The 17,404-nt window shown below is 67.9% G+C and carries 17 protein-coding genes and 1 tRNA gene; 9 read left to right on the top strand and 9 right to left on the bottom strand.

All coding sequences use genetic code 11. The annotated features are described in order from the left end of the window. Positions 1 to 36 precede the first annotated feature (36 nt). From ACFQE9_RS12880 to ACFQE9_RS12870, 3 genes are all read right to left on the bottom strand, one after another. The gene (locus tag ACFQE9_RS12880) at positions 37 to 687 is read right to left on the bottom strand and encodes a phosphate ABC transporter permease (protein ID WP_379745315.1); all 651 of its coding nucleotides are present in this window, start codon (positions 685 to 687) and stop codon (positions 37 to 39) included. 174 nt (positions 688 to 861) lie between these two features. Further along, positions 862 to 1,260: a methylmalonyl-CoA epimerase gene (gene mce, locus ACFQE9_RS12875; RefSeq protein WP_379745312.1), complete on the bottom strand. Its 399-nt coding sequence runs from the start codon at positions 1,258 to 1,260 to the stop codon at positions 862 to 864. A gap of 111 nt (positions 1,261 to 1,371) precedes the next feature. Next, complete coding sequence (locus tag ACFQE9_RS12870; protein WP_379745309.1) at positions 1,372 to 1,566, bottom strand: DUF7501 family protein; 195 nt, start codon at positions 1,564 to 1,566, stop codon at positions 1,372 to 1,374. Positions 1,567 to 1,791: 225 nt separating this feature from the next. Here ACFQE9_RS12870 and ACFQE9_RS12865 point away from each other — a divergent pair, with 225 nt between their 5' ends. Next, positions 1,792 to 1,986: a cold-shock protein gene (locus ACFQE9_RS12865; RefSeq protein WP_379745306.1), complete on the top strand. Its 195-nt coding sequence runs from the start codon at positions 1,792 to 1,794 to the stop codon at positions 1,984 to 1,986. A 75-nt stretch (positions 1,987 to 2,061) separates the two neighbouring features. On the opposite strand, the gene ACFQE9_RS12860 is transcribed toward ACFQE9_RS12865, so the two are convergent. Then, positions 2,062 to 3,900 carry a MutS-related protein gene (locus ACFQE9_RS12860; RefSeq protein ID WP_379745303.1) on the bottom strand — a complete coding sequence of 613 codons (1,839 nt, stop codon included), beginning with the start codon at positions 3,898 to 3,900 and terminating at the stop codon, positions 2,062 to 2,064. A 194-nt stretch (positions 3,901 to 4,094) separates the two neighbouring features. Between ACFQE9_RS12860 and ACFQE9_RS12855 the strand changes: the two genes are divergently transcribed. Further along, positions 4,095 to 4,388, top strand: a complete 294-nt coding sequence (locus ACFQE9_RS12855) for a PRC-barrel domain-containing protein (protein ID WP_379745300.1) — start codon at positions 4,095 to 4,097, stop codon at positions 4,386 to 4,388. 85 nt (positions 4,389 to 4,473) lie between these two features. Here the strand turns inward: ACFQE9_RS12855 and ACFQE9_RS12850 are convergent, their stop codons facing one another. After that, positions 4,474 to 5,940 carry a DHH family phosphoesterase gene (locus ACFQE9_RS12850; protein WP_379745297.1) on the bottom strand — a complete coding sequence of 489 codons (1,467 nt, stop codon included), beginning with the start codon at positions 5,938 to 5,940 and terminating at the stop codon, positions 4,474 to 4,476. A 191-nt stretch (positions 5,941 to 6,131) separates the two neighbouring features. On the opposite strand from ACFQE9_RS12850, the gene ACFQE9_RS12845 reads away from it, so the two are divergent. Continuing rightward, positions 6,132 to 6,205 (top strand) — tRNA-Lys (locus ACFQE9_RS12845). A gap of 241 nt (positions 6,206 to 6,446) precedes the next feature. Here the strand turns inward: ACFQE9_RS12845 and ACFQE9_RS12840 are convergent. After that, positions 6,447 to 6,560 carry a zinc ribbon domain-containing protein gene (locus tag ACFQE9_RS12840; protein ID WP_379745294.1) on the bottom strand — a complete coding sequence of 38 codons (114 nt, stop codon included), beginning with the start codon at positions 6,558 to 6,560 and terminating at the stop codon, positions 6,447 to 6,449. Between the two features lie 100 nt (positions 6,561 to 6,660). Next, on the bottom strand, positions 6,661 to 7,821 hold the full coding sequence (locus ACFQE9_RS12835) for a pyridoxal-phosphate-dependent aminotransferase family protein (protein ID WP_379745291.1): 1,161 nt from the start codon (positions 7,819 to 7,821) through the stop codon (positions 6,661 to 6,663). A 158-nt stretch (positions 7,822 to 7,979) separates the two neighbouring features. On the opposite strand from ACFQE9_RS12835, the gene glmU reads away from it, so the two are divergent. From glmU to purM, 6 genes are all read left to right on the top strand, one after another. Further along, positions 7,980 to 9,167, top strand: a complete 1,188-nt coding sequence (glmU, locus tag ACFQE9_RS12830) for a bifunctional sugar-1-phosphate nucleotidylyltransferase/acetyltransferase (RefSeq protein ID WP_379745288.1) — start codon at positions 7,980 to 7,982, stop codon at positions 9,165 to 9,167. Between the two features lie 75 nt (positions 9,168 to 9,242). After that, positions 9,243 to 10,484: a sugar phosphate nucleotidyltransferase gene (locus tag ACFQE9_RS12825; RefSeq protein ID WP_379745285.1), complete on the top strand. Its 1,242-nt coding sequence runs from the start codon at positions 9,243 to 9,245 to the stop codon at positions 10,482 to 10,484. Beyond that, on the top strand, positions 10,484 to 12,316 hold the full coding sequence (gene glmS / locus ACFQE9_RS12820; protein ID WP_379745282.1) for a glutamine--fructose-6-phosphate transaminase (isomerizing): 1,833 nt from the start codon (positions 10,484 to 10,486) through the stop codon (positions 12,314 to 12,316). The genes ACFQE9_RS12825 and glmS overlap by 1 nt, the downstream gene beginning before the upstream one ends. Positions 12,317 to 12,425: 109 nt before the next feature. Next, positions 12,426 to 14,183 carry a TraB/GumN family protein gene (locus ACFQE9_RS12815; protein WP_379745279.1) on the top strand — a complete coding sequence of 586 codons (1,758 nt, stop codon included), beginning with the start codon at positions 12,426 to 12,428 and terminating at the stop codon, positions 14,181 to 14,183. Beyond that, a complete protein-coding gene (locus ACFQE9_RS12810; protein WP_379745276.1) occupies positions 14,180 to 14,848 on the top strand; it encodes a zinc metalloprotease in 669 nt (222 codons plus the stop codon). Before ACFQE9_RS12815 ends, ACFQE9_RS12810 begins: the two co-directional genes overlap by 4 nt. An 83-nt stretch (positions 14,849 to 14,931) precedes the next feature. Next, on the top strand, positions 14,932 to 15,927 hold the full coding sequence (purM, locus tag ACFQE9_RS12805) for a phosphoribosylformylglycinamidine cyclo-ligase (RefSeq protein WP_379745273.1): 996 nt from the start codon (positions 14,932 to 14,934) through the stop codon (positions 15,925 to 15,927). A 181-nt stretch (positions 15,928 to 16,108) separates the two neighbouring features. Here the strand turns inward: purM and ACFQE9_RS12800 are convergent, their stop codons facing one another. Beyond that, positions 16,109 to 16,648 carry a CBS domain-containing protein gene (locus tag ACFQE9_RS12800; protein WP_379745270.1) on the bottom strand — a complete coding sequence of 180 codons (540 nt, stop codon included), beginning with the start codon at positions 16,646 to 16,648 and terminating at the stop codon, positions 16,109 to 16,111. Between the two features lie 101 nt (positions 16,649 to 16,749). Continuing rightward, on the bottom strand, positions 16,750 to 17,109 hold the full coding sequence (locus ACFQE9_RS12795) for a DUF555 domain-containing protein (RefSeq protein WP_379745267.1): 360 nt from the start codon (positions 17,107 to 17,109) through the stop codon (positions 16,750 to 16,752). Positions 17,110 to 17,404: the final 295 nt, after the last annotated feature.

Raw genomic sequence — 17,404 nt, 5'->3', positions numbered from 1 at the left:
GCGAGGGTTCACGGATAGGCCGGATGCGTCGACGGGTCACCCGCCGTCGTCGCTCGCCGTCCACCGTCCCGCACCCGGGACGATCGCCGCCAGCTTCGTGACGTACCCGAACTTGAACAGCCCCACCTGCGAGAGGACACCGAGGACGAACACCGCGAGGAACGCGGGCGCCGTGGGGTCGATGACGAGCGCCTCGAGCGCAATCGGGTCCGTGGCCGCCTCGAAATCGCCCGGCGTGAGCGATCGCGAGGCGAGCGCCGCGCCGATGAACGCGGTCGAGAACACGAGCGTGGTCCGCGTGAGCACGATACCGACGATCGCACCGACGGCCATCCCCGCCAGCGTCGCGCCGACGAGCAGGATCGTTCCCTCGACGTAGAGCGGCCCCACGACGAACCGGCCGACGAACGCGCCGACGATCGCACCGATCCCCATCACGGCGAAGGAGAGCCCGACGTACGCGAGAACCGCGCCGATCCCGCCGCCGATCGCCACCGCGGCCGCGGAGGCGAGGAGCCCCTCGACGCCGAGCAGTCCCGCGAGGTTCGGCGCGGCGAGATGGCCGACGCCGGCTCCGATGAGGAACCCCGTGAGCGTGACCGCGTAGACCGAGACCGCGGCTCCGACGAACGCCAACACCAACCCGATCAGGACGACTCCGACGTCCATCGCTTCGATCGCGACCATACGACCCGGGTTGGGTCGCCATCGGTTAAAAACCCGATCGTCATCGAGGGACGGATCGACGGCCCATTACTGGCCGCCACCGGGAGACGGACCGACGGCCCATTACTGGCCGTCACCGGGAGACGGACCGACGGCCCATTACTGGCCGCCACCGGGAGACGGACCGACGGCCCATTACTGGCCGTCGGTCCGTTCAACGAACTCGACGAGAACCCCACCCGTCGAACGGGGGTGCAGAAACGCAACGTCGTGTCCCCACGCACCGGGCCGAGGTTCCTCGTCGATCAGCTCCACGCCCAGGGAACGGGCCCGATCGAGCGCTGCAGCGACGTCTTCGGTCCCCAAGGCGACGTGATGGATACCGGGCCCCGACCGATCGAGAAAGTCGGCTACCGGGCCGCCGTCACCCGGTTCGAGAAGCTCGAGGTATCCGCCGCCGGAGAGCTCCAAGAACACGACGCGCATGCCGTCGAATCGCTCCTCGTGAGCGATCGGCGCAACGAACAGGTCGTCGAAGAGATCCGCGAGGGCTCCGGCGTCCCGCGTGGCGATCCCGACGTGATCGAACTCCATGACGATGGGCCGCGCTCGAGCGGGTAAAATCCCTCGGCGATGAGGACCTCGATCTCGGCCGCAAAGAACACCGGACCGCGGGCGAGGGTTCGAACGGCAGCGCCTACCGCGTCATCCGCTCCACTCGCCGCCCATGTCGCCGGCGACGTTCTCGCGCCAGTCGTCGAATCCGGCCTCGCAGGCATCGCTCTCCGCGAGGTGATCGACGAACCCGGCACCCGGATCCGAGAGCGGCTCGCCGCAGAAGGGGCAGTCGTTGGGGTCGCTCCAGTTCGGCGTCGGTGTCGTCGATGGGGTCGTTGACATACGCGATCATGCGATCCCTTGTGACTTATAATTTTACGATGGGACAGTATTTCCGGAGATTGTTAATCTAATCGCTCTATAATGGTTCGGGAATGCCCTATTATTCTCGATAGGTAGTATTGATAGCTCCATACGTCCAATTATCTGTCGAACGAACGGCGAAGTGCGAATTCGTCCCATAAGTATAAATATCCGGACGTCCCAGTTCTCTCCGGAGACGCAGTAATGGCTACTGGCACTGTTGCATTCTTCAACGACACTGGCGGCTACGGCTTTATCGAAACCGAGGACGCGGACGAGGACGTCTTCTTCCACATGGAGGACGTCGGCGGCCCGGACCTCGAGGAGGGGCAGGAGGTCGAATTCGACATCGAGGAGGCCGACAAGGGTCCCCGAGCGACGAACCTGCAACGACTGTAACGCCGACCGCGGGAGGTATCGCTTCTCGAACGACTCTATCTTGGCAGCGTAGCGACGGCACCGCCGCGCGATCACTCACTCGGGGGACCACCGAACGTCCGAGAGCGTTCGCTGAACCGCCTCCTCGCCGACGGCCTCCGCGAGGTGTTCGAATCCCCCGCGAACCCCCCGATCGTCGGCGTTGGCGACGAGCCGCGAGACGATGAACTCCGGCGTCGACTTGCCGACGGTGCCGAATCGCGGCTGATAGTCGACCCGCAAGTCGAGATCGTCGGTCAGCCCCTCGGCGAAGATCCCGTCGATCCGCGCCCGATCGGGAAGGGGGCTCAACTCGTCGGCGAGGTGGGTCACGTACACGCCGAGCGCGCCGCGATCGACGGTCAGATCGACGAGCCCGTTCAGCAGGTTGGCGGCGCGGCCGGGTTCGGTGATCGCCTCGAACTCGTCGACGAGCATCAGCGTTCGGCCCGATTCGACGAGCGGCGGGACGATGGACTTGAGCGTCGACTCGAGCACGCCGGCGTTGAACGACGCGTGACGTCGGTGGAAGACGATCCGATCGAATAGGCCGACCTCGGCGTGGTCGGCCGGCACCGGAAGCCCCATCGACGCGAGCAGGGCGACCGCACAGAGCGTCTCGAGGAGCGTCGTCTTGCCGCCGGAGTTCGCGCCGGTGAGAACCGTCACTCGATCGCCGGACGGCGGGGATGTGAGCGATCTCTCCTCCTCGAGAATGGCTTCCTGCTCCCCGTCCGCGGCCAGCGAGTGCGACCCGACCGCGTAGCTCACGGGTTCGACCTCGCCGTCGAGGAAGGGATGTCTCGCACCCACGACCGCGATTCCGTCCCCTCCGAACACCGGCCGCGAGAGGTCCTCCTCCGCGGCGAATCGGCCGAGGGAGAGCTCGAAGGCCGCGTCCGCGACCGCCTCGACGGCGGTCTCTACGTCCCCGCCGGCCTCGTTGATTCGCTCCTGGAGGTCCGCGGCGACGGTCTCCTCGCGTCGATCCGCGGCCGACTCGAGGTCGTCGACGAGCGCGCGGAGCGTCCCCGAGACGAAGTCCGCGGCGTCGACCGCTTCGCCGGGCGCGGCCGACCGGATCCGTCCCGGATCGACGCCCGTCCGATCGGCCACGTGGTCGACGACGCCGCCTTTGAACGACTCGAAGTCGCGCACCGATCCCTCGCGGACCTCTTCGATGACGTCGAATGCGGCGTTCTCGAGACCACGGGCCGCGGCCAGTTGGTCTCGGAGCCGATCGAGCTCCTCGTCCGCACCCTCGAGGACCTCGAGGTCGGCGGCAGTGGGAGGGACCGCCTCGTCGTCGCGATCGCCTCCTCGACGGTCGGAACGCCCGCGGACGTACCCGAGTGCTCCCGCGGCCTCACGGAGCGCGTCGCCGTCGAGGGTCGCCAGCGGGGCGAAGGGACCGCTTTCGACGTCGACACCTTCGAGCGCGAGGGCCGCCTTGACAGCGGCTCTATCCGTTCCGCCGGCCGCGTCGTACTCCTCGAAGGCGTCGATCACCGTCTCCCGATCGGAGTCGTTCAGGGCCTCCCAGGCGTCCCTGGCGGCGATCACGTTCTCGAGCCGATTCCGGATCGCCTCCGGGTCCGAAAGCGGGGTCAGTACTCGGATCCTGTCGCCGGCGTGGGCGGTGAGCGCGTCGCTCGCGGCGAGCGCGAGCAGGTCGTCGTAGACGGTCCGGACGTCGCTCGTGGCGAGAAGTCCCATGCTCGCATCGCCGTTCGCTCGCCGGAGGATCCGGGTGGCCCGCCCGCGCGGGATCCCGGCGTCGACGAGGGCCCGAACGTCCGCCGACTCGATCGCCTCGACGGCCCGCTCGCGGCCGAGCGTCTCCGCGAGCCGCTCGCTCGTCTTCGGGCCGACGCCCCAGTAGTCCTCCAGTCGCATACCTCATCGTCCGCCCCCGGCGTCTTGGCGTTTTCGTCCGACCCGGTCGCGTATTCGTCGACGTCCGGGCCACCGTCGGAGAAAGCGGATGCGTTCGAACTGACCGGACCCGTTCGCGTCCGATGTCGTGCGATCGTCGGACGTCCGTCCGCCGACAACCAATACTTAATAGGCGCGCTCGCCACCTCACGGGTATGCAATCGACGGCAGATGAGATCACGAGCCTCGTCGGTCGCGAGGTCTACTCGAACAACGGCGTGTTCGTCGGCGAGGTCGAGGACGTACGGCTCGACATCGACTCCCGGTCCGTGACCGGACTCGCGCTCACGGAACTCAACGGCGAGCTCTTCCGGAACCGCGTGCAGTCCGGCGAGGGCGCCATCGTTCCGTATCGATGGGTTCGGGCGGTCGGGGACGTCATTCTGATCAACGACGTGATAGAGCGGCTCGAATCGGACGAGGAGGACTCCGGCGAAGCGGTCGCCTGACCCGCGGAGCGTTCTCACACCGGCGTCGTTCCCTTCGTCGTCGATCGAAGAATCACGAACGCCGGTCTCGGTGTCGATCGACAGCTCAAGAGCCGTTCGAACTCTCCGAGGAGGTCCCCTCGACGCCCATCGCGTCGAAGAGCTTGCGTCTCACCGCCTCCTCGGTGAGCGACAGCAGGGTGTCGCGGTTCTCGTCGTTCGTCTCGATGCCGGTGAAGATCCCGAGGGGGATCTCCACGGAGCCCTGCGTGGAGTGGCCGGTCGTCTCGCCCATGTCCTCGAAGGCCTCCTGGAGGACGTTTCCGATGTTGATTCGGATGTCCTTCGAGCGCGCGGCGAGGTGGATGTGCTCGTCGGCGACGCCCAACACGGCCGTCGTGGTGATCCCCTCGAGGTTCAACAGATGCTGGGCCGCCTGCGAGAGCGCGTCGCGATCGCGGATGAAACCCGCGCTCGAAAAGAGGTGGCTTCCCTGGACCTGTCGGCTCTGGATGGCCTCGGCAAGCACGTCGAGCGTCTCCGGGGACATCGAGGGCGATTCGACCTGTTCGAGGGTGTCGTGGTTGGCGAACGGGTGGAGGTAGGCGGCGGCGGTCAGATCCGCGGGCGTCGTGTCGCGTTTGAAGTCGAGGGTCTCCGCGCGAATCCCGTAGAGAAGCGCCGTGGCGACGGCCTCCGAGGGTGAGAGGTCGAACTCCTGGAGGTACTTCGTGAGGATGGTCGACGTCGAGGAGACGTTGGTCCGGATGTCGACGAACCGGGCCTCGAGTTCCGTCTCCGCCTCGATGTGGTCGATGTAGATGTCCACGTCGGCGTCGATGGTGGTCTCGGGATCGCCGGATTTTGCGTGGTCCACGACGGCGATCGTCTCGTACTCCGAGAGCGGCCGCGCCTCCGCACGCGAGAGGAGATCGATCCCGAGCAGGTTCACGAACGCGCGGTTCTCCTGGTGGCCGACGTCGCCGGGATGGAGGATGTCGGCCTCGACGCCGTAGGAGTCGGCGATCGCCTGGAGCGCGGTCGCGGAGGCGATCGAGTCCGGATCCGGCGTGTCGTGGGTGAGGATCGCCATCCCGTCCTCCGTCGAGGAGAGGATGTCGGCGAGCTGGCGCGCCATGTACTCGAGCTCGCCGGTCTCGAGCGACCGGAGCGCGGAGTCGGCGATGACGGTGGAGGGGTTGATCACGACGTCGGCGCCGAGGTCACGAAGCTCGTCCTCGCTTACGGGATCGGAGGCGCGGACCACCACGTAGTGGTCGCCGCCCGCGTCGCGAACCGCCTCCACGGCGGCCTTGTTGGCGTCGACGTCGGAGGCAAGGATCAACACGATGTCGCGATCGGCGACGGCGTCGGCGACGCTGGGTTCGGAGATGTCCTGAACCTGGGCGTTGAGGTCCTGATCGCGGAGCGCCTCGACGCGGCTCTCGTCGCGATCGAGGATCAGAACGTCCTTGTCGCGGTCCGTGAGCGATTCCGCGACGGCGTGGCCGACGCTTCCACACCCGAGGATCGCGTATCGCGTTCGAGCGGTCCCGCTCGCCCCTACACTCATAGGTACCCGCGTTCGGATCGCACGACACTTAACAGACGCGCTTGCCGGGTTCGATATCGAGATCGATATTCGCGCCGGCGTCGATCAGATCGCAGGCGGGAACGGTGATCCGGGAGCGATAGTCGAGGATCTCGGAGGCACGGACGGGAAGACGAAAGTCCTTTTATGGTGTCCCGGAAAGGGGACGATGAGGGCCGGTAGCTCAGTTAGGGAGAGCGACGGACTCTTAATCCGTCGGTCGGGGGTTCAAATCCCTCCCGGCCCGTTTTCCTGCGAACGAAGCGAGCAGTGAAAACGCGGAGGAGGGTTCGAACCAGGGAGCACGCAGCGCCGAGCGGAGCGAGGCGACCGTGCGAGTGAGGTTCAAATCCCTCCCGGCCCGTCCGAACCGTCGAGCCACGGCGATCGGCGCGAACCGTCGAGTGGATCTGTAAAGGAATCCGACGCAGCCAATTCGCCGCTCGCAAAGCAAGCGACCAGGAACGCTCAGGCGAGGATCAACCCCTTCACTCGCGGTCGTCCGGCAGCGGAGCGCCGCAATCCGGACACGTCGCGTCGCTCGTCGTCGCCGGCGCATCACACGCCGGACAGAACACCCGATCGCACGGTCGATCGCCCATGACCGATCGTTCTCGTCCTTGGGAATGAACGTTGTGGCGCCACGAGCCGCGTGTTGTGATCCCGATGCTCGTCCGTCGTCGGTTTAGACGGCTCGACGACTCAGAGCTGTCCCTGCTCCGCGAGGGCGTCCTCGAGGGCGGCGAGCAGGTACTCGACGTTCTTCGGGCGCGCGGAGTAGCCCATACAGCCGATCCGCCAGATGTCGCCGGCCAGGTCGCCGAGCCCGGAGGCGATCTCCAGATCGTACTCCTCGATGAGGTGGTCGATCACGGCGGCGTCGTCGACGCCGTCGGGAACCTTGACGGCGTTCAGGCTGGGCAGCCAGTACTCGTCGGGCGCGTTCATCTCGAGACCCATGTCCTGGAGGCCGGCCTTCAGCCCGCCGGCGACCTCCAGGTGTCGATCCCATCGGTTCTCGATGCCCTCCTCGGCGACGAGCCGGAGGGCCTCGCGGATCGCGTAGACGTTCGTGATCGGTGCGGTGTGGTGATACGACCGATCGTCGCCCCAGTACCCCTCGAGCAGGGAGAGATCGAGGTACCACGACCGGGGATCGGTCTCGCGGTCGAGGACTTTGTCCATCGCGCGGTCGGAGAGTGTGAGCGGACTCGCGCCGGGCGGACACGAGAGGCACTTTTGGGGCCCCGAGTAGGCGACGTCGATGTCCCAGTCGTCGACGCGCAGCTCGACGCCGCCGAGCGAGGTCACGCAGTCGGCGATCACGTACGCGTCGTGCTCGTGCGCGATGGACGTGAGTTCGGGGACCTCCGGCTGGAGGACGCCCGTCGACGTCTCGGCGTGGACGAACCCGAAGACGTCCGGCTGGTGTTCGTTAAACGCCGCCTCGACGTCCGCCGGATCGAGCGGTTCGCCCCACGGCGCGTCGACCTCGACGACCTCCCCGCCGGCCCGCCGCGCCATCGAGGCCATCCGTCCGCCGAAGTAGCCGTTCGTCGGGACCAGCATCGTGTCCCCCGGTTCGACGAGGTTGCCGATCGCGGCCTCCATCGAGGCCGATCCGGTTCCCGAGACCGGGATCGTCCAGCGGTTGTCCGTCCGGAACGTATAGCGCATCAGCTCCTGCACCTCGTCCATGATCTCGATGAACGAGGGATCGAGGTGGCCCACGAGCGGCGTGCTCATCGCCCGCAGCACGCGCGGGTGGACGTCGCTCGGTCCGGGACCCATCAACGTGCGGTCCGGCGGCGTGAGTTCGTCGACCTGCGGCGCGTCCTCCGGCGTCTCGCGTGAGTCGGACATACCCTCGGCTACCGAGCGACGGGTGAAAAGTTCGACGGAGAGTGATTCCGATATGACGTGTTTCGCCCGGTTGGTCGATGACTCCTTTCGCTCGAGACCTCGATCCGTTCCGATGGAGACCCCGGAGCTTCTTGTAGCATCACGGCGGAGTGGGGACCATGCAGACAGTCGTTCTCGCCGCGGGGGAGGGCACGCGGATGCGACCGCTGACCGCCGATCGACCGAAGCCGATGTTGCCGGTCGCGGGCAAGCCGCTCGTCGCCCACACCGTCGAGACGGCGATCGAGGCCGGGGCCTCCCGGATCGTCCTCGTCGTCGGGTACGAGGCCGAGGCGGTCCGAGCGTACTTCCAGGACGCCGAGATCGGGGTTCCGGTGACCTTCGTCTCCCAGGAGCGGCGACGCGGCACGGCCGACGCGGTCGCGGCCGCGGCACCCGAACTCGATGACGGCCCCTTCGCCGTGTTGAACGGCGATGCGCTCTACGAGGCGGACGACCTTCGAACACTCCTCGAGGCCGGCCCCGCGGTCGGGTCCTACCGCGTCGACAACCCCTCCGAATACGGCGTCCTCGCGCGCGACGAACGGGGGTACCTCGAGGGCGTGATCGAGAAGCCCGCGGACCCGCCCTCGAACCTGATCAACACCGGAGCATACGTCTTCCCGGCCTCGAGCCGTGAGCGTCTCGACGTCCCCGAGAGCGAACGGGGCGAACGCGAGTTGACGGACGTGCTCCAGCGCGCCTGTGAGTCCGTCGACGTCGAGGTCGTTCCGGTCGAACGATGGCTCGACGTCGGCCGACCGTGGGAGCTTCTCGAGGCCAACGAGTGGAAGCTCGCGGAACTCGAAACGGGCGTTCGAGGCAGCGTCCATCCGGACGCGACGATCACGGGCGACGTCGTGATCGAGGAGGGGGCCGAGATCGAACCCGGCGTCGTGATCGAGGGGCCGGCGTACGTCTCATCGGGCGCGACGGTCGGGCCGAACGCGTACGTGCGCGGAGCGACGTATCTGGGCCCGAACGCGAAGGTCGGACACGCGGTCGAGGTGAAAAACAGCGTCCTCGATTCGGGATCGAGCGTCGGCCACCTCTCCTACCTCGGCGACAGCGTGGTCGGCCGCGAGGTGAACTTCGGGGCTGGAACCGACGTCGCGAACCTCCGCCACGACGGGGAGCCGATCGAACTCACGGTGAAGGGCGAGCGCGTCTCGACTGGACGCCGCAAGTTCGGCGTCGTCTGCGGTGACCGCGTCAAGACGGGCATCGACACGTCGATCGACGCCGGCGTCCGACTGGACGCGGACACGACGACCGGGCCCGGAGAGACCGTCACCAGGGATCGGTGAGGGACGAGGAGTCGAAATCGCCCGCTCGCCTCCCACCAGATATATGGCCCGCTCTCGCCTGTCGTGAACCGAACAATGTCACGGAACCCCTCCGGGCCGGACCCGGGCCCTCGAACCGCCGTGGTGCTCGCGGCCGGCGAGGGGCGACGCCTTCGCCCGCTCACCGCACACCGGCCGAAGCCCATGCTGCCGGCCGGCACGCGGCCGATCCTCGAGCACGTCCTCGACGCCCTCGTCGACGCGGGGGTGCGCGAAGTCCACCTGGTCGTCGGCTACGCCGGCGACCGCGTGCGCTCGCACGTCGGCGACGAGTACCGCGGACTGGCGGTCGCCTACCACGAACAGACCCACCAGCTCGGAAGCGGCCACGCCCTCCTCCAGGCCCGCGATGCGATCGACGCGCCGTTCCTCGTCGTCAACGGCGACCAGATCGTCGACACGGAGATGGTCGAGGAGGTCCGACGGGGTCACGGACGCGACGGCGACCACGGACGCGGCTCGACCGGCGCCACGATGGCGGTTGTCGAGGCCGACCGGGCCCCACAGTACGGCGCCGTCTCGCTCGACGGCGATCGGGTGAGCGATCTCGTCGAGCAGCCGGGCGGGGACGACTACCGGCTGCTCAACGCGGGCGTGTACGCGTTCGACCCGGACGTCTTCGAGGCCCTCGAGTCCGTCGACCGCAGGGACGGAGCGATCCTGCTGCCCGACGCGGTCGCGAGGCGGATCGCCGCCGGCTCGGAGGTCCGAGCGGTTCGGACCGACGCCTACTGGCGGGACGCGACCTATCCGTGGGACCTCCGGACGCTGACGCGAGAGGTGCTCTCGAACCGCGACGTGTCGCTTCCGGAGGTTCGCCGGAACGTCTACGTCGCGGACGACGCGCGGATCCACGCGAGCGCGACGCTCGTCCCGCCGGTCGCGATCGACGCGGGCGTGGTCGTCCGTGCCGGCGCCGTGGTCGGCCCGAACGCCGCGATCGGAACCGGATCCACGGTCGGAACGGGAGCGGTCGTTCGCGACACCGTGATCGATGCCGACTGTCGGATCGGCGCGAACGCGACCGTCGTCGATCTCGTGTCGGGCGAGAGCGTTCGCGTCGGCGCCGGCGCGACCGTTTCGGGCGGCCCCGGGGACGTTCGGCGTGGAACGACCGTTCACGAGGACATCGAACTCGGCGCGGTTCTCGCCGACCGCGCCGAGTTGGGCGGGGGAGCAGTCGCCGAACCGGGGACGATCGTCGGACACGACGCGCGGGTCGGTCCGGGCGCGACCGTCGGCGGGGAGATCGACGACGGAAGCGAGGTGGTCCGGTAATGTGCGGGATCGTCAGCTGTATGGGTCGCCCGAACGAGACGCTCGAGACGCTGATGGAGGGGCTCGGAAACCTCGAGTACCGCGGGTACGACTCCGCCGGGGTCGCGCTCGGACCCGACCTGGAGGTCCGAAAGCGGGCGGGCGAGCTCGACGAGCTTCGGACGGCCGTCTCCGCCGATCCGCCGGCCGGCGACTTCGGGATCGGACACACGCGCTGGAGCACGCACGGTCCGCCGGCCGACCGGAACGCCCACCCCCACACCGACGAGTCGGGACGGGTCGCCGTCGTCCACAACGGGATCATCGAGAACTACCAGGCGATCCGCGACGAGCTGGAGGCGGACGGCGTCACCTTCACGAGCGAGACGGACACGGAGGTCGTCCCGCACCTCATCGCACGCGAACTCCGGCGCGGTTCGGACGGTACGGCGGCGGCTGGGGGATCGTCCTCGATCGATCCCGCGGACGCCTTCCACGCGGTCGTCGATCGCCTGGAGGGTAGCTACGCGCTGTGTGCCACGATCGACGGACACGAGGGGATCTTCGCCGCGAGACAGGGATCCCCGCTGGTGATGGGGGTCGGCGAGCGCGCGACGTACCTGGCGAGCGACGTGCCGGCGTTCGTCGAACGGACGCGCGACGTCGTCTACCTGGAGGACGGACAGCGCGTCGAGCTTCGCCCGGACCGGTGGACCGTTCGAAACGCGGATCGATCCCCGGCCGAGGTGTCGATCGAGACGGTCGAGTACACCGCCGAGGCGACCGGAAAGAGCGGCTACGATCACTACATGCTCAAGGAGATCAACGAGCAGCCGGACGCGCTCCGACAGTGTCTCTCGGGGCGGCTCGACGAACTCGAGGGAACGATCGAGATAGAGGAGCTCTCGGATCTCCCGGCGCCGGGATCGGTCCACCTCGTCGCCTGCGGGACCTCCTACCACGCCGCGATGTACGCGGCCACGCTGTTGCGTGAGGCCGGGGTGCCCGCGGCTGCCCACCTCGCGAGCGAGTACGCGACCGCGCCCGCACCGCTCGCGGAGGACACGCTCGTCGTCGGGATTTCCCAGAGCGGGGAGACCGCGGACACCCTCACCGCGCTGCGGGAGGCGCGCGCGAGGGGGGCGAGGACGCTCGCGGTGACGAACCAGGTCAGCTCGACCGCGGCTCGCGAGTGCGACGACGTCGTCTACATTCGCGCGGGTCCCGAGATCGGCGTGGCCGCGACGAAGACGTTCTCCTCACAGCTCGTCGCGTCCCTCCTGTTGGTCGAGGATCTCGTCGACGTCGTCGACGATCTCGACCCCCTCATCGAGGCGCTACGCGACCTCCCCGGCGCGGTCCAGGAGGTCCTCGATACGACCGACGCCCGCGAGGTCGCCGCCGAGATCTCGGGATCGGACGCGTTCTTCTTCATCGGCCGCGGCGGACAGTTCCCTGTCGCGCTGGAGGGCGCGTTGAAGTGCAAGGAGATAAGCTACGAGCACGCGGAAGGGTTCGCCGCCGGCGAGCTGAAACACGGCCCGCTGGCGCTCGTCACGTCCGAGACGCCGGTGTTCGCGATCGTCACCGGGGACGGAGAGCGAGCGAGGAAGACGATCTCGAACATAAAGGAGGTCGAGGCGCGCGACGCGCCCGTCGTGGTCGTCACGGACGGACGCTCCGAGGCCGCCCGGTACGCCGATCTCGTCCTCGAGATTCCGGACACACACCCGCTCACGGCGCCGGTCCTCGCCAACGTGCAGCTCCAACTCGTGTCCTACCACCTCGCCAACGACCTCGGTCGCCCGATCGACAAGCCGCGAAACTTGGCCAAGAGCGTCACGGTGGAGTGAAGCTCCCAAAGGACGTCACCGTCGGAGTGATCTCGCGCGGCCCGACCGCGCGGGAACCCACGCGGTCGACTCACAACCCCTATACGGCGTGATCGACTACCGGGGCACAATGCCCGAAACGCCGGATCGATCCGGGGACTCGTCCGTGAACGCCCCGGACGACCCGCCGTCCACCCCCGAATCACCCCCGGACGGATCGGAGCCGGGATCGGTGACCGTCGTCGGAACCGCTCACGTCTCCTCCGAGAGCGTCGCCGAGGTCGAAGAGACGATCGAACGCGAACGTCCGGACGTCGTAGCCGTGGAACTCGACGAGGGGCGGTACCGGCAACTGCAGGGCGGAACGCCTGATGACCTCGACGCGAGCGACCTCCTGCGCGGAAACACCGTCTTCCAGTTCCTCGCCTACTGGATGCTCTCGTACGTCCAGTCGCAACTCGGCGAGCGGTTCGACATCGAGCCCGGTGCCGACATGATGGCGGCCGTCGAAACCGCCCAGTCGCTCGGCATCGAGGTCGCCCTCGTCGATCGGGACATCCAGACGACCATACAGCGGTTCTGGGCCCGCATGACGATCCTCGAGAAGCTCCGGATGGTCGGCGGGCTCGCCTTCGGGATCACCGATCCCCGGATCGTCGGCGTCACGATCGGCGTGATCGCGGGGAGCCTGGTCGGCCCCGCGATCGCGCTGTTCGGCGGTTCGCTCGGCGTCTCCGAGCTGCTTCTCACCAGGGTAGCCGGGGGCGTTCTCCTCGGAGGTGGGGTCGCGTACCTTCTCGAACGAACTGGACCGCTCGTCTCCAACCCCGACGACCGACTCCTGCTCGCGCTCGGGGGCGGCATCGCGACCGCCATCGCGGTGGCGGCGACCGGCGTGGTCGACGGCCCGATCGAGGCCGTCTTCAGCCCGTTCACCGTCCGCGCGATCGGGAGCCTGGGTCTCGGCCTGCTCTGCGGGGCGGGAATCGGACTCGCCGTCGCCGCGATCATCGGCCTTCTCGGCGTCGACGAGCCCGAGGCGGAAGGCGGGATCGAGGGACTGGAAGTCGAGGACCTCACCGACGCCGACGTCGTCACCGTGATGATGGAGGAGTTTCGACAGTTCTCGCCCGGCGGCGCCGAGGCCCTGATCGACGAGCGCGACGCCTTCATCGCCCACCGATTGGTCGCGCTTCGCGAACGTGGATTCGACGTCGTCGCCGTGGTCGGCGCCGGACACAGACGCGGGATCGAATCGTACCTCGAGGATCCCGCCACGCTCCCCGCGATGGAGACCCTCGTCGGCCGAGAGCGGAACACGGGACGCGGAATCCCGTGGGGGACCATCCTCGGATACGGCGTCACCGTCGTCTTCGTCGGGTTCTTCCTGCTGCTCGCGATGGCGGGCGTCCAGCAGGGCTATCTCCTGCGGGTGTTCGCCGCGTGGTTCGCGATCAACGCGTTCTTCGCGTTCTCCTTCGCGAAGCTCGCCGGGGCGCGCTGGACGTCAGCCGGCGTCGGCGGGGCGGTGGCGTGGATGACGTCGATCAATCCGATGCTCGCGCCCGGCTGGTTCGCCGGCTGGGTCGAGCTTCGGAGCCTCTCGGTCAACGTGAGCGACATCGCCACGCTCAACGAGCTCATCTCCGACGAGACGAAGCCGATGAGTCGGATCCTCTCCGAGATGTTCGACGTTCCTCTGTTTCGGCTCATCATGATCGTTGCGATGACGAACGTCGGCAGCATCGTTGCGAGCTTCCTGTTCGCGACGTACCTGCTCCCGATGTTCGGCGCCGAACTCGGCGGCATCGACGGCGTCTCCAGGCTGATGATCGAGGGGGCACGCCAGAGCGCGGAGACGATATGGGAGGTGCTCGCGGCACGATGACGCCCGGCACACGCTCCGCCGGCGTTCGGATCGCCGGACTGCAGTTCAGCCGCACGGAGCTTACGGACCTCCTCGTCGCGTGGCTGGCTCTCGGGGTCGCCTTCGCGATCTTCTTCGAGGGTGGCGCGGGCGCGATCGGCGCGCTGCTCTCGGCCGGCGGCGTCGTCCTCCTGTTCGTCAGCCTCGCCACCGCCGGCGTCGCGTTCCTGCTCCACGAGATCGCTCACAAGGTCGTCGCCGTTCGCTACGACCAGATCGCGGAGTTCCGAGCGGACCACGGAATGTTGTTCCTCGCCGTGATGTCCGCGTTCCTCGGGTTCATCTTCGCCGCCCCCGGCGCAGTCCACCATCAGGGACGGATCACCCCCCGCGAGCACGGACACATCGCCCTCGCCGGACCGGCCGTGAACCTCGCGTTGAGCCTGGTCTTCGCGCCGATTCTGCTCGTCGGATTCGCGATCGCCTCGGACGTGCTGGCCGTACTCGGCGCTCGCGGGGTGGCGATCAACCTCTTTCTCGCCGCCTTCAACCTGATCCCGTACGGACCCCTCGACGGCCGGACGGTGATCACCTGGAGCAAACCCGTCTGGGCGGCCACTTTCATCGTCTCGGCGGCCGCAACGGCGGGATTCCTGCTCTCGGGCGCTGGCGTGTACGCGTTCTGACTCGGCGAGCGCACTCCGATTCCGATTGGGTCCTACAGCCGGCAAGCGGTGTGTTTTTCCTCCGGCGAGCCGCCTTCACCACTATGAGCGACGAGGCGACCACGGACGAGGAGGAACCGGGGCTCACCTACGCGGACTCGGGGGTCGACATCGACGCGAGCGAGGCCGCGACGGCGGCGCTCATCGATGCCGTCGGCGACTCCGAGGGTGATTACGCCGGACTGCTCGACATCGGCGATCGATACCTGGCGCTCGCGACCGACGGCGTCGGAACGAAGCTGCTCGTTGCGGAGGCGCTCGGCGACTACTCCACCATCGGCATCGACTGCATCGCGATGAACGTCAACGACCTGGTGGCCGCGGGGGTTCGGCCGGTCGCGTTCGTCGATTACCTCGCGGTGGACGAGCCGGACGAGGGCTTCGCCGAACAGGTCGGCGAGGGGCTCGCCGCGGGCGCCGAACGCGCGGACATCGAGCTTGTCGGCGGCGAGACCGCCGTGATGCCCGAGGTGATCCGGGGGCTCGACCTCGCCGGAACCTGTGCGGGCCTCGCCGCGAAGGACGCCGTCTTCGAGGGGGGCGCCGAGCCGGGGGACGCGCTCGTCGGCTGGCCCTCCTCGGGGATCCACTCGAACGGGCTGACCCTCGCTCGTGAGGCGGTCACCCGAAATCACGAGTACACGGACCCGTGTCCCTTCGGCGACTACGAGACGGTCGGGGAGGCGCTCCTGGAGCCGACTCGTATCTACACGGGACTCCTCGATCCCATGCGGGATCACGGCGTCCGCGGTGCGGCACACGTCACCGGCGGCGGGTGGACGAACCTCGAGCGGTTGGGGGAGAACCGCTACGTGATCGAGGACCCCTACGAGCCACAGCCGGTCTTCGAGTTCGTCCGGACGGAGGGGAACGTCCCGGCCGAGGAGATGCACCGAACGTTCAACATGGGTACCGGGTTCGTCGCCGCGATCGACTCCGACGCCGCCGACGCACTCGCCGACGAAACCGAGGGACGCGTGATCGGACACGTCGAGGAAGGGGAAGGCGTCGCGATCCGCGGACTCGACCTCCGAGCGTGACGGTCGGGACGGCGATCGCTTCGAAACGCTGGCGAACAGGGCACGTCGAGTCTCGTCCCATCCCGGCGTGTGCCACGACCGCCCGGGCCGAAGATGGTCGAGTTGGTTAGCGCACGCGGTGGCTGGTTCGGTATCGGATAAAAACTCGAGGGAAAGGACGGGACCGAACGCGAAATGCGACTCAGGAGAGGTGCGCCGCGATGTCGGCTTCGGTGATGATCCCGACCGTCTCGCCGCCGTCGGTCACCATGACCGCCTTGTAGTGATCGAGAAGGTTTCGGAGCTCGTCGACGGTGACGTCGCGTGCGACCGTCGGGAACGACTCGCTCATGACTTCGCTGACCGGGAGTGTGCCGACGTCCTCGCCGGCCTCGTTGATGTCCGAGAGACTGAGCGATCCGACCGGGATGCCGTTTTGCAGCACCGGAACTTGCGAGTACGCCTCCTCGTCCATCAGATCGAAGGCGTCGCTGACGGCGTCGTCGGGCGCGACGCTGACGACGGTCTCGTGCATCAGATCCTCCGCGCGAACGACCTCGCCTTCGGCCTCCTCGAGCGCGTTGACGATGCGTCGAAGCGTCGAGAGCCGCGGGTCGACGTCCCCGCCCTCGATGCGGGCGATCAGCGGCTGTGAGACGCCCGCCGCGTCGGCGAGCGCGCTCTGTGTGAGGCCCAACGCGTTGCGGCGCTCGCGCAGGTCCTGTGGGGTGGGTAGCTCCATACCCCCTATAACTAAAGGTTATTAGAAAAGCTTTCGGCGTCGGATCCCGCCGTCGGCGTCACGTGTCGCCGGGAACGAACGCCGTCCAGCGACGGGGGAGGCTACTCGTCCTCGTCGTCCTCGGTCTCGACGACCTCGATCACCTCGAGGGGAACGTCCCGAAGCGCCCCGCCGACCTCGCTTTTGGCGATCCGCGAGGCGTGCTCCTCGCCGTCGGCGTTGAAGATCTCGATCTCGAGAAGCAGCCCCACGAGGGCCGTTCCGGCGGCGATGAACGCCGAGTCGAACGGCTCGCCGCAGGCGGGACACGGCGTCGCGCCGACCTCGACCTCGACGTACTGTTTGTCCGTCTCGTTGAGTCGCTTTCCGGCCTCGCTGACGGCGACGCCGATCGCGTCGTCGACGTCCTCCACGTCACGGACCAACCACGCGGCTTCCATCGCGACGAAGTAGTTGCTCATACACGGTAGTCGGGGTCGGGGGTTTCGTGCTTTGCGGTTTCCGCGCGACGTCCGCCGCCGACGGGGAGGACGTCCGGGTCGACAAGGGGGGCGTCAGAATCCGCTCCCGCGAACTCACCGCGGGTCGTCGAGACCCACTTTCCGCGGGTCGTCAATGGCGATGGATAGGCGCACGACCGGGAACCCATTCTCATAAGTTATGCAGTTCGTGGGCCACACCAAACCATCGTATCCAGCGTGGAGCGGTCGACCGGAGTCGTCCGTCGCCACCCACGGTCGCTCCACGACGATCGCA

This window comes from Halopenitus salinus (genome assembly GCF_042662125.1).
Lineage (GTDB): Archaea > Halobacteriota > Halobacteria > Halobacteriales > Haloferacaceae > Halopenitus > Halopenitus salinus.
Note: the sequence above shows the minus strand (reverse complement) of the source record. Positions and strands in the feature narration are given on the sequence as shown.